The organism is Plantactinospora solaniradicis, from assembly GCF_042658085.1.
Taxonomy (GTDB): Bacteria; Actinomycetota; Actinomycetes; order Mycobacteriales; family Micromonosporaceae; genus Plantactinospora; species Plantactinospora solaniradicis.
This window is the reverse complement of the sequence record NZ_JBHSPR010000008.1, coordinates 378,546-390,705: the sequence shown is the minus strand read 5'-3', so window position 1 is coordinate 390,705 and position 12,160 is coordinate 378,546. Positions and strand designations below refer to the sequence as shown.

General features: G+C 70.4%; 9 protein-coding genes. 7 read left to right on the top strand and 2 right to left on the bottom strand.

Annotated features, from left to right (window positions below):
- Window positions 1-4: 4 nt before the first annotated feature.
- From ACFP2T_RS11480 to ACFP2T_RS11450, 7 genes are all read left to right on the top strand, one after another.
- The gene (locus ACFP2T_RS11480) at window positions 5-1,192 is read left to right on the top strand and encodes a hypothetical protein (RefSeq protein ID WP_377420572.1); all 1,188 of its coding nucleotides are present in this window, start codon (window positions 5-7) and stop codon (window positions 1,190-1,192) included.
- A complete protein-coding gene (locus ACFP2T_RS11475; protein ID WP_377420570.1) occupies window positions 1,189-2,346 on the top strand; it encodes an effector-associated domain 2-containing protein in 1,158 nt (385 codons plus the stop codon). The genes ACFP2T_RS11480 and ACFP2T_RS11475 overlap by 4 nt, the downstream gene beginning before the upstream one ends.
- Window positions 2,347-2,351: 5 nt before the next feature.
- The gene (locus ACFP2T_RS11470; protein ID WP_377420568.1) at window positions 2,352-3,779 is read left to right on the top strand and encodes a VMAP-C domain-containing protein; all 1,428 of its coding nucleotides are present in this window, start codon (window positions 2,352-2,354) and stop codon (window positions 3,777-3,779) included.
- Window positions 3,776-4,786 (top strand): AAA family ATPase, encoded by a 1,011-nt coding sequence (locus ACFP2T_RS11465; RefSeq protein WP_377420566.1) that lies wholly within the window; start codon window positions 3,776-3,778, stop codon window positions 4,784-4,786. The genes ACFP2T_RS11470 and ACFP2T_RS11465 overlap by 4 nt, the downstream gene beginning before the upstream one ends.
- The gene (locus ACFP2T_RS11460) at window positions 4,783-9,063 is read left to right on the top strand and encodes an SAV_2336 N-terminal domain-related protein (RefSeq protein ID WP_377420564.1); all 4,281 of its coding nucleotides are present in this window, start codon (window positions 4,783-4,785) and stop codon (window positions 9,061-9,063) included. Before ACFP2T_RS11465 ends, ACFP2T_RS11460 begins: the two co-directional genes overlap by 4 nt.
- 82 nt (window positions 9,064-9,145) lie before the next feature.
- Window positions 9,146-9,787 (top strand): RNA polymerase sigma factor, encoded by a 642-nt coding sequence (locus ACFP2T_RS11455; protein ID WP_377420563.1) that lies wholly within the window; start codon window positions 9,146-9,148, stop codon window positions 9,785-9,787.
- Window positions 9,784-10,788 (top strand): CU044_5270 family protein, encoded by a 1,005-nt coding sequence (locus tag ACFP2T_RS11450; protein ID WP_377420561.1) that lies wholly within the window; start codon window positions 9,784-9,786, stop codon window positions 10,786-10,788. The genes ACFP2T_RS11455 and ACFP2T_RS11450 overlap by 4 nt, the downstream gene beginning before the upstream one ends.
- An 86-nt stretch (window positions 10,789-10,874) precedes the next feature.
- Here ACFP2T_RS11450 and ACFP2T_RS11445 read toward each other — a convergent pair whose 3' ends face one another.
- Together ACFP2T_RS11445 and ACFP2T_RS11440 are read right to left on the bottom strand one after the other, a co-directional pair.
- On the bottom strand, window positions 10,875-11,066 hold the full coding sequence (locus ACFP2T_RS11445) for a DUF397 domain-containing protein (RefSeq protein ID WP_377420559.1): 192 nt from the start codon (window positions 11,064-11,066) through the stop codon (window positions 10,875-10,877).
- Window positions 11,057-11,857: a helix-turn-helix domain-containing protein gene (locus ACFP2T_RS11440; RefSeq protein WP_377420557.1), complete on the bottom strand. Its 801-nt coding sequence runs from the start codon at window positions 11,855-11,857 to the stop codon at window positions 11,057-11,059. Before ACFP2T_RS11440 ends, ACFP2T_RS11445 begins: the two co-directional genes overlap by 10 nt.
- Window positions 11,858-12,160 lie beyond the last annotated feature (303 nt).

Below are 12,160 nucleotides of genomic sequence, written 5' to 3'. Positions count from 1 at the left end.
TGCGATGACGACGGCGCTGTTCGTGCACGGCACGGGGGTACGAAAACCACACTTCGACGGGCTGTTCGACCGGGTCAGAGCCGGGCTCGCCACGGCGGCCCCCCGGCTTCGCGTCGCTCCCTGTTACTGGGGAGAGCCGTTCGGCAGCCGGTTGCACGCCGACGGACGGACCATTCCGTCCGGCACGGGCTACCGGGACCTCCCCGACGACCGCCCAATCGACCTGACCGACGACGACGAGACTGCGGTGTGGGCCCTGCTTGACCACGACCCACTGTTCGAACTGCGGCTGCTCGCCCTGCGATCCCCAGCGGACCTGGCCGACCTTCCGCCGAACGCGTTGCCGCCGGGCGATCGACTGGCGGAGACGCTGCGCACGACCGTGCATGACGACGAACTGGTCACGCTCCTCACCGCCGCTGGCATCGCCGTCGACTTCCGTACCGCCATCGAGACGGTCGTCGACTCGGCCCCGTACGACGAAGCCACCGCCGGATCCGACGACCCCGAGCTGCGCCGCGCGGTGGTTCGCGCGGTTGTCGCACAGGCCCAGTCGCAGGCCGACGCGCGTCTCGGCGGACCGTTGCCGCTGGCCGGTGAGCTGCGGGACCGGATCGTGGCCCGAGGCAGCGCGCTGCTGGGCACCGAACGTGCCCTCGGTGCCGCCCTGGCCCGGACCGGCGCCCGGCTCGCCCTGGCACTCGGGGCCACCCGGCCGGTGGAACGCCGCCGAGCGGCGATCACCGAGGCCGCCTCGCCGGCTGCCGGCGACGTGCTGCTGTACCTGGCCCGAGGCGCGCAGATCAGGAACGCGATCCGGCGGGCGGTCGACGGGCTCGACGGCCCCGTGGTGCTCGTCGCGCACAGCCTCGGCGGCATCGCCTGTGTGGATCTGCTCGCGACCGAGGCAATGCCCGAGGTCACCCTGCTGGTGACGGTCGGCTCGCAGGCGCCCCTGCTGTACGAACTGGATGCCCTGCCGAGCCTCTCCTACGGGCAGCCGCTGCCGGCAAACTTTCCCGCGTGGTTGAACGTGTACGACCGGCGGGACATGCTGGCGTTCCTGGCCCAGCCGGTCTTCTCGGCGGCCGTCGACCACGAACTGGACAACCGGGTACCGTTCCCGCGCTCACACAGCGCGTACTTCGGCAACCCGGCGTTCTACGCCCGGGTCGGCAGGGAACTGATGTGATCGTCGAGCACACGGGAGCGGGGTCGTCGTCGACCGGCACGACGCCGGCACGCACCCGGGCGGTCCTGGTCGGCGTCGAGGAGTACGCCGCCGGGCCGGCCTGGCGGCTGGACGGTCCCGCCCTGGACGCGTGCCGGTTCGCCCGCTGGCTGATCGGCCGTGGCGTGCCGGCGGAGCGGATCGAGCTACTGGTGTCTCCCCTGCCGACCAACCGCTCCGCCGTCGAGCGCTCCGGGCTCCGGACCCGTCACCCGGACCGGGCCACCGTGGATCTCGTGCTGCACGACGAGGTACGGCACGGTGCCGACGACGAGCTGTTGTTCGTCTACTGGGGCGGGCACGGGGTGATCGACTCCGACGAGTCACGACGGTTGTTCTACGCCGACGCGGACAGCGCGAACCGCCGCAACCTGCACCTCGACGGCCTGCTCCAGTCGCTGCGCACCGACCGCTTTCCCCAGCGGCACCAACTGGTCGTGGTCGACGCCTGCCAGAACTTCGCCGGGCAGTGGCGCGGCACCCGGGCCCTGCCTGCCGACCTGCCGCAGATCGGTACGCCACGCCCCGGCCGGGACCAGCACGTGCTGCTCGCGGCAAGCCCCGGGGAGCGGGCCGGCAACGTCGACGCGCGCCGTACCGGCGCCTTCTCCGAGGTGCTGCTCGGCGAACTCGTCGCGCAGCAGGACGACCGGTGGCCGCCGAACGCCGAGACGGTCGCGGCCGGCGTGTCCCGGCGGTTCGCCCAGCTGCGGTCCGACGGTCAGACCCGGCAGACCCCGAGCTATCTGTGGTACCACGCGCCGCACGGGGAACGGCGGATCGGAGTACCCGGACCGGTGCCACGGTCCGCCGCCAGGCTGGACCTGCACGGCCTGAAGGCGATCAGCGAGGCGCTGCTCGCCATCGACGAACTGCTCGACCCCGCCGTACGCCGCCAGGTGCTGCTGTTCCTGCCCCGGGACATCGCGGTCGTGACGCCCACCGCCGACGACGCCCGAGCACAGGTCCAGCACTGGATCCGTACGTGTGCCCGGTTTCCGGACGGGCGGGACGCCTTCGTGGCCGCACTGGAGATGGTGGCGCCGTCCCGCAGCATCGAGTTCGAGGCCGCCACCGGGGCGATCGCGACGTACTGGCCGGACAACGTGGGATAGCCGCGATGTATTCGATAACGGACCGCAGGCGACTGGTCAACGCACTGCTCGACATCGAGGAGCTGCGTACCCAGAGCTGGCGTACCACAGTGGTCAACGAGATCGAGGCGGAACTCGGCACCCGGGCCATCTCCGCGGCCCGGCGCGCCGAGAACATCGCCGAGCGGGACGCGGAGTGCATTGTCGCGGCGTGCATCGCGATCCCCGACGGGCTCGCGACGCTCTGCGAGGTCGTCGAGGTCAAGCTCGGCGGCAGCCTGCCCGCGGTACGGGCGCTCCTGGCACTCTGCTCCGGTCTGCGGCCGCTCGCCATGCTGCCGGCCGAACGATGCGACGGACTCGACGAGTTGCTGGACGCCGTACCAGCGCCCGATGACCTGGGAAGTCTGCTGCGATTCGCCGTCGACCGGTACGGGTTGCCCACGGGACCCGCCCGGACGGACCTCAGGGCGGCGATCCGGGACCTGCGGGAGCGGGTCTCACCCCGGCCGCTGTTCCGGTTTGTCGAAGCACTCGCGGCCGAAACCGACGATCCGGGCTCCGCCGAAGACCTTCGGGCCTGGAGCGATGCGACGGCACCCCTGACGGGCCTGTCGGCACAGTGGCTGACGGAGCTGCGGGTGGCGGTCGCCGCCCGCCGCCCGCCCGAGCGGGGCTACGTGCTGATCCGCCTCACGCCGGACATGCTGGACCAGGAGTTGTTCCATCTCTCGGCCTGGATGGTGCGAAGCGGCCGGTACGACCGGCTGACCGGAGAATCCGACCACCCGCGTCCGCTCACGACCCTGGCCGAGGCGACCGGCGGTCGGGTCGTCCATGGACTCCCTGCCGGTGGCGCACCGCCGATCGTGGAGTTCCTGCTCCCCCACGACCGGCTCAACGAAGACGTGGAACGCTGGCCGGCGCCGGCACCGGACGGCGCCGACTCCGAGTTCGGCCTCGCCTATCCCGTGGTGGTGCGTCCGCTCGACCATCGGGAGCACGCCGGTCCGATCGGCGCAGCGCGGCGGCGGGACCGTGCCGCCCGGCTGCGTCGGAGTGAGACGTACGACCCGACCGCCATTCTGTGGCACGACGGGGAGCATCCGGTCGGTGACGACGACTGGCTGTGTGTGGCGATGCTCTGCCCGACGGTCGCCGACAGCGGCGCGCCGTGTCTCGCGATGTTGGCCCGCGACGCCCCGGCGGCGCTGTGGCACCGGGGCAGCCGGTCGACGGCGCAGCGGCGGAAGGCGCTGCGTCAGGTGCTCACGTCGCGGGCCCTGGCGACCCTGCCCGACACCGTACGGCAGCAGCGGCGCGGCGCCCGCCACCCGCTCGCCGGGCCGGACCATGCCGGGCGGGACCTGGTCCTGTACTGGGCCGACGACCCCGATCGAACGCCACCAGAGTGGTACCCGCTGTCCGCACCCGAAGGAGCGCCCACGCCGTGAGCAGTTGGCTGATCTACACCGGCGTCGACGAGCCGCACGACGGCATCACCCGGTTACCCGAGCCACCGAACTGGCGGACGTTCGGCGGCCGGGCCGCATTGTCGGTGCCGCCGGACAACTCGACCGAGCATCGGCGGCGGCTCGGGCGCATCGCCTCGCCACCCGACCCCGACGACAAGACCGTACGGATGATCAACGCGGCGCTGTACCTGCGCCGTCCCCTGCTGATCACCGGCCGGCCGGGTACCGGAAAGTCCTCACTGGCCTACGCCGTGGCTCGGGAACTGCGGCTCGGCCCGGTGCTGCGCTGGCCGATCACCAGCCGCTCGACCTTGCAGGAAGGGCTCTACCGGTACGACCCGATCGCGCGGCTCGGTGACGAGAACCTTCGGCAGATCGCAGCACGGCAACCGGACGCGGAGTTGCCCGCCGACAGCGGCATCGGGCGTTACCTCCGGCTCGGTCCGCTGGGCACGGCGCTGCTGCCGTACTCGACCCCGAGGGTGCTGCTGATCGACGAAATCGACAAGTGTGACATCGACCTGCCGAACGACCTGCTCAACGTCTTCGAGGACGGCGAGTACGAGATCCCGGAACTGTCCCGGCTGCCGACCGACGATCCCGTCATCGTCCGGACCGCCGACCGGGGCGTCGAGGCGACGATCGAGAACGGATTGGTGACCTGCCAGGCGTTCCCGTTCGTGGTACTCACCAGCAACGGCGAGCGGGAGTTCCCGCCCGCGTTCCTGCGCCGCTGTCTGCGGCTGAACCTGCCGGAACCGAGCGAGGAGCGGATCGCGGCGATCGTCGCCGCGCACCTCGGCCCGGAAATGGCCGCGCGGGCCACCGATCTGATCAACGACTTCGTGGAGCGGCGACGCACCGGCCAGGTCGCCACCGACCAACTACTGAACGCGGTCTATCTGGCATTCTCCGCCGGCCAGACCGACGACCCGGCGCTGACCGGTGCGCTGTTGGAGAACCTGAGCGCCATCGAGGCACCGTGATCGAACGGCTGGTCGCCGGATTGAACTCCGCCGGGTACGAGCCGACCTGGCAGGAGGTCGCCGACGCGGTCTGGCTGGCGCCGTACCTCGATCCGAACCCGTTGGCACCAGCCGAGCCGGCCGGCTCCGAGGCGGCGCCGCCGGAGCCGGCCACGCTACCGGTCCGGGAGCCTCGGCCGGACCGGCCCGCCTTGACCGGCGCCGACAACCCGCAGCCCGCAGCCGAGCTGCATGCGGCCAGTGGGGATCCCGAGACGGCCGCCCGGGTGCCGGCCATTCCGGTACGCGGTCCCGCCGCCCCGGCCCTGCGGCACACTCTCGCCCTGAGCCGGGCACTACGGCCGCTGGTACGCCGGATCCCGTCGGACCGGCTCCTCATGATGGACGAACAGGCCACCGCTGACCGCATCGCCCAGGACAGGCTGTGGGTACCGGTGCTGCGGCCAGCGCCGGTCCGTTGGCTGGACCTGGTCCTCGTGGTCGACGCGACGCCGTCGATGACGGTGTGGCGGCGCACCGTCACCGAGATCAGGCGAATGCTGGAACGACTCGGCGCCTTCCGCGACGTGCGCGGCCACACGTTGGACAGCGGGGCGTCGGTCATCTCGGTGAGCCCGACGGCGGGGTCCGCCGACCAGCGACCGATCGAGACCCTCGTCGACCCGCTCGGTCGCCGGCTCCTGTTGGTGGTGACCGACGGCGTCGGCGCCGGCTGGTGGGACGGGCGAGTCGCCGAGGCACTCGGCCGGTGGGGGCGGCGGGACACGGTCGCCGTGCTGAGCCTGCTACCGCAACGGATGTGGCCCGGTACCGGGCTCCGGGCCCACCCGGCCCGGCTGCACAACACCCGAGCCGGCTCGCCGAACGCGCGGTGGCGTAGCCGGCTCCGCCACCGGAGCGACTCGGCCGGCGGGCCGCCGATCCCCGTACTGGAGCTGAATCCGGCCTGGCTCGGATCGTTCGCCAGCCTCGTCGCCGGCGCCGGATGGACCGGCGGGGCTCTGCTCGCCACTCCGCCCTCCGCATCGCACGCAGAGCCGGCGACCGCAGCTCCGCATGACCGGGGGTCGGCGGACGACCTGATCGAACAGTTCCGGTCGGTGGCCTCACCGGCCGGGTACTCGTTGGCCTGCTACCTGGCGGCGGTGCCGCTGAACCAGCCCACGATGCGCCTCGTCCAACAGGTGATGCTGCCGGGCTCCGAGACGGTGCACCTGGCGGAGGTGTTCCTCGGCGGCCTGCTGCACCGGATCACTCCCGCTGACGCCACCGTCACCCAGGACGAGGTCGAGTACGACTTCCGACCAGGCGTCCGGGAACGGCTGGTCGACCAGTTGCACCGGCACGAGCTGGCGAGCATTCTGGTTCGCCTCTCCGAGTACATGTCCGAACGGTTCGGCCTGCCGCTCGACTTCGGCGCGCTGCTGGCCGACCCGGAGGGGGCGGTGCTGCCGGCCCTGGACGGTGGATCCGGTCCGCTGGCCCGGGTGACCCAGACCGTGCTGCGACGCCTGGGTGGCCGGTACCGGGTGCTCGCAGATCGGCTGGCCGCAGTATCGGAGCCGCCAACCACGCCGTTCGAGCCGGACGTATCACAGGCTGAGCCGACCGCGGACCCCGCGGTCGCGGCCGTGCCGAAACTGGAGGCCCATCCGCGGCTCGGGGACATCGGACTGGTGGGGCTTCGCCGCATCTTCCGGGTGGCGCCCGACGCATCGCCGAATCCCGCATTCGCCATCACCTCGGCGATCCGGCAGCAGCGTGCGGTCGTCGTCGTCGGGGCTGCCGGCGAGGCAGCCTCGACGACGATGCACACCCTGCTGCTCCGGGCCGCCGACCGGCCGCTCGTGGTCGTCCCGTACGGCGTCGACCTGGAACTGACGTCGGTACGGCTTGCGCTGTCCCGGTACGACGACGCCGTGGTCTGGGTCGGCGAACTGAGCACCTGGCCGTCCGACTGGTTGCTCGAACTGCTGACCACCAGCCCCCGCCGACAACTGCTCCTCGGCACGGTCGACCCCGACACGGGGTTCCTCCCGTTCCACGGACCCTGGCAGAACAGGCCGGGTTACCGCGACGTCCAGCTGGTCAATCTGGGCCTCACCCAACCGACCCCCGGCAGGCTAAGTCTGCCGGACGTGACCCGATCCGACGCCGTACTGTTGGCGGCCGACTCCGGCGACGAGGTCTTCCCGGATGAGAGCGTCCAGGCGGACTTCCAGCACCTGGAGCGGGTACGTGATGCTCTGGTCGACCCGGGCGTCCTCGGACTCCCGCCGCGACGCTGTCGCGTTCTTCCCGCTGGTGGGTCCCGGGCCAGTCGAGCCAATGCCTACCTTCGCTCGCTCCGGGACGACCGCGAGCGAGATCTACTCTTCGTCTACGTGATGGGGACGTGGAACCCGGAGAATCGGCTCGCGGACCCGCTCCACGTCATCCGGACGGCGTTACTGGTACCGGCTCGTATGAAGGTCATAATCGGAGAACTGGTCGGCCTGCCCGAACCGCAGGGCACGCTCCTGGATCTGCTTCCGGAATGGAAACTGCCCGGCCTGGACAAGGAGAACCTCGGCCTTTGCCTGGTCGACACGGACCGCAGACGAGGTCCGGGCTTCCATTTCGGTGCCGCGCTGCTGGACGCCCTGCGCCACGGCCTGCCCGGTGCTCCACCCGTGCTCACCGTCGCGGACATGCTGAATGCGCTCGCCTCGCGAAGGCCGCGGACCGGATACACCGTCGGCGCCGGCATCGACCAGCGCGGATTCGTCCGCAACCGGCGATTCGGCCGACGACCGGACCCGGCCGACGCTCCGGGACCGGCGAGGTCGGTCGACGACGAATCGATCCTCCGACAACTGGACTCCGCGCCGGAGGAAGACGGTCCCTATCGGGCCGCGCTGGCGATGGACCTCGCCGAGCAGCGCAGCCGCGCAGGTCTCTATGAGGAGGCACGGGTGCTCGCCGACGAGGCGGCACGGCTCTGGCGCTCCGCTGCCGAGGACGATCCGGAGATCCGACATCTGTGGCTCGCGGACGCGCTCCAACTCGCAGGCCGGCTGCGGCAGCGGACCGGTGATCCCGTGGCCGCGGTTGCCGCGTTCGAAGAGGCCGCCTCGGCGTTGAACATCTCCTCCGTCGACCTTGGTCGCAGGATCGAGGCACTCACCGCACTCAGTCGGGCCTACACGGCGAGCAACCGGCTACCCGACGCGCTGCGGGTACTGGAGTCCGAGGATCGGTTGATTCGTCGAGCCTTGTTGTCAGGCGCTGACGCTCGCACAGCGGAAGCGTTCGCGGCGCTCAATGCGCTGGCCGAGCGGGCCCACCTGCTGCACCGGCTGGATGCGGCACCGAAGGCGGCGGAGGTCGCCTACGACTGTGTTCGGGTGTCTCGTCGCCTTGCACAGACGGATCCGGACCTGGACGCATCTCTGGCCAGCCTGCTGGCCAACTACGCGGCATACGCCGCCACGCAGGTCAGGGCGGATCGGGGTACGACCACGGAACAACGTTCCCACGAGCCATCTTCTGCGCCGCCCATGCTTCGACCCGATCCGGTCGAGGCCGGTGCCGATGCTGTCGACATGTACCGGCGTCTGGTGCAGCACTACTCAGCGGCGTACGAGTTCGGCCTCGCCCTGTCCCTGCACAACCTCGGCGCCCTGCTGGGTGCGCTGGGTCGGTACGTCGACGCGCTCGACTGCGCCTCCGAAGCGGTCGACATCCTGCGCCGGCTGACCAGGAGTCGGGTCGACGGGACGACCCTGGTCACGATGGCGCCCGTCATCCTGACCACCCCGATCTCCGCCGACGACGAGGCCGTCCTCGGACAACTTCAGTACCTTCTGGCTGGGGCAGACCCGCAGTTCGGCACCCGTCCAGGGCGTTCCGATGCCGCGCTCGCACGGGCGCTGATGCAGCGAGGCGTATACCTGCGGAACCTCAGTCACTTCAACGAGTCCTCGGCAGTCGTACGCGAAGCCCTCTCGATCCGTCGCCGGTTGTCGACCCAGAACCCCGAGCTGCTGCCGGAACTCGCCGAGGCGCTGCTGACCGCGGTACTGATCACCTCGGTGGGGCAGTTCGACGTCATCGAGACGGTTGCCGCGACGGAGGAATCCGTGGACCTCTACGAACGCCTCGTTCGGTACGGCCCGAACGAGTTCGCCGCTCCGTTACGGATGGCGCTCTCCGTCCTCGTCAGGCAACTGGACACCGCCGGGCGTCACGACGACGCCGCCCGAGCGCGGTCCAGGCTCGACGCTCTCGACGCGTAGGCCCAGGTGCTGAACCGTCGCCCGGTGTGAGGTAGGTAACGGGAACTCCTGGTATCCGACCGGACAGTCCGAGCATGTGGAGATGAGTATGCGTGCCCGCGTGCACGCCGGAGACCCGGACGCGTTCAGGGAACTCTTCGACGAACACGTCCGCTCGGTCTACAACCACGGGTTCCGGCTGACCGGGAACTGGTCGGTGGCGGAGGACGTGGTGTCGTTGACCTTCCTCGAGGCGTGGCGGCTGCGGGACCGGGTGGACGTCGACGTCGACGGTGGCTCCCTGCGCCCATGGCTGTTGGGGATCGCCACCAACGTGGCCCGCAACGTACGTCGGGCCGCTCGGCGGTACGACGGTGCGCTCACCCGGCTGCCGAGGGAGGATGTGGTTCCGGACTTCGCCGACGCGGTCACCACCCGGATCCACGATCGGGAACGGCTCGCCCTGGTGCGTACGGCATTGGAGGCGCTCCGCAAGCCCGAGCGTGAGGTGCTGGCGCTCTGCGTGTGGTCCGGGCTCGAATACGCCGAGGCCGCCGAGGCGCTCGGCGTACCGGTCGGCACGGTGCGGTCCCGGCTGTCCAGGGCGCGGAAGAAGGTACAGAAGCTCGTCGCCGCCGGAAAGCTCCGACCCCCCGGAGAAAATCGGGAACCCCTTCCCGGCCACGGACAGGTAGAAGGTGACCGCGAGATCGCGGTCCTGCTCGCTCAGGAGAACGCCCGATGAACCCCACCCCGATCCAGCCCGACGCGAACGACCGTGCAGAGCTGGCCCGGCTGCTGCCGGAGCCGGTGGAGCGGGATCTTCCGAGCGACCGTCACCAGCTACTCCAGGAGTTCGTGATGAGCCACATCGACCAGGACCTGCGGGCGGCCGAGCAGGCCCCGCGCCGTGCACCGAAGCGGCGGCGGGTCTGGCTGACCTCGGCGCTGACCGCCGCTGCCGCCACCACCGCCGCCGCGGTGGTGATCGGACTCGGCGGTGTCGGCGGCTCCGTGGACGGCGGCTCGGTGGACGACGGCGCGGCGCCGCCTGTCGTGACGGAGATGTCCGGGTCGCAGATCCTGCTCGCCGCCGCCACCGCCGCAGAACAGGCCCCCGAGGGTTCCGGCACCTACTGGTACACCAAGACCGTGTCCAGGTACGGCAAGAGCGGGACGCCACAGCAGTACGAGAGTTGGCGTCGCCGCGACGGCCAGAGCTGGTTCAGGGGGGAGAAGACGAAGGGTGAGATGTTCAAGATTCCTCAGCCGGTACCGTTCAGCCTGGGCGGCTCGGAGATAAGCATCGATCAGCTCCAGAAGCTGCCGACCCAGCCGGACGCCTTGAAGACCTGGCTCGAGGACACCCTCCTTGACAGTGACGTAAGGACGAGCGACGGCAAGTTGACCCCCGGCCAGCAGCAGCAACTCACGTTCGAGGGGCTGATCTCCCTGGTCTCGCAGTTGCCGGCCCCGCCGAAGGTCCGTGCCGCCGCCTTCCGCGCGATTGCCATGTATCCCAATGTCAAGAGCCTCGGCAAGGTAGACGGCGGGCAGGGCCTGGAGATCACTCTCGTCGGCCAGGAAACGCCGGCCAAACTGGTGGTCGATCTGGGGAAGTCGCAGATCCGCGAAACCAGCTGGTACGTCACGCCTGACGGCGGAAACGCTGGGTTCGCGGGCGACCACGCCGCCGACAGTTCCTACACGCTGACGGCGGAGTGGACGAACAACCTACCCAAGTAGACGTCCCATCGGATCACCGTTCACGGAGCCTGCATGGTCGCCCCGACCATGCAGGCTCCGGCCGTTACCGACGTAGACGGCTGCGGTCAGCGGGACCGGGCCGCGCTGCGGACGAACGCGCGCCAGGCGTCTGGTACGAACGCCAGCACCGGACCAGTCGGATCCTTGCTGTCCCGTACGCCGACCACTCCGGAAAGATTGTCGGCGACCTCCACGCAGTTGCCCGAGTTGCCACTGCTCCGGGTGCTCTTCCGCCAGTCGGCGCCGGTCAGCTCCATGCGACTGCTGCCTCCTCGATCATCCGGACGCTCTGCTCGTGCGGCAACGCCCGCGTGCGAACCGTCTCCCAGATCTGCTGAAGCAATGTTATGTCCGCCGGCCGTTGCACGACGTGGCCCTGGAGTTGGTCGTCCAGGTAGGCAGCGTCGTCTCCCTCGGGCGGCGTGGCCAGCACGAAGGCACCGTTCAGTCCGGGATAGGCACCGGCATTGGTCGGCACCACCTGCAGGTGCACCCTCGGTCGGCGTCCGACCTCCACCAGGTGTCGGAGCTGAGCCGCCATCACCTCGGGCCCGCCGACCGGGCGATGCAGGATGTGCTCGTCCAGCACGGCGACGAACACCGGCGGCGACTCGCGGGACAGCACGGCCTGCCGCTCCATCCGAGCAACGACCTGTTGCTCCATCTGCTCACCGATCAGCGGACTCGCACCTTCGTGCAGCATGCGGGCGTACTCCTCGGTCTGCAACAGCCCCGGAACCACCAACGGCTCGTACGAACGCAGCATCGTGGCCTCGCGTTCGATCAGGACCCATTCGCGGAACCACGGCAGTACGACGTCCCGGCCCAGCTTGAGTCGGATTCTTTCCAGTCGGCCGCCGGTCTTGAGCACGCTGTCGCACCGGGCGGTGAACTCGGGCTGCGGTATGCGGCGGCACTGCTCCACGCCGGCTACCAGGGACGCGGAGAAGCTGATCTCGGCACCGAGGGCGTCCTGCGACATCCCGGCGGCGGTCCGGGACAGCCGCAACTCCTCGGCGAACAGCTCCAACGTGGGCGGATGGGCCATCTGCACACCTCTACACAGGAGAGCCCCCGGCGCCGTACCACCGGGCGGTCGGCGGATAAATCGTTCCGAGAGTAGCGGCATCGTCACCACACTGTGCGTAGCGGCACCGTCCGGATTTCTCCCCGATATCCCCCGGGCACCGCCGCCGGGCCGCCCCGGTACCCGGGTGCCGGGGCGGCCCTCCCCGGACCCGAGCCGGTCCCGAGCCAGGGAGGTCCCGACGATGCGATGGCCACGCCGAGAGCCCACACCCGTGCCGTACGCACCCCGACACGTCCGGGACTGGCGCCGGCTGTGGCGGTA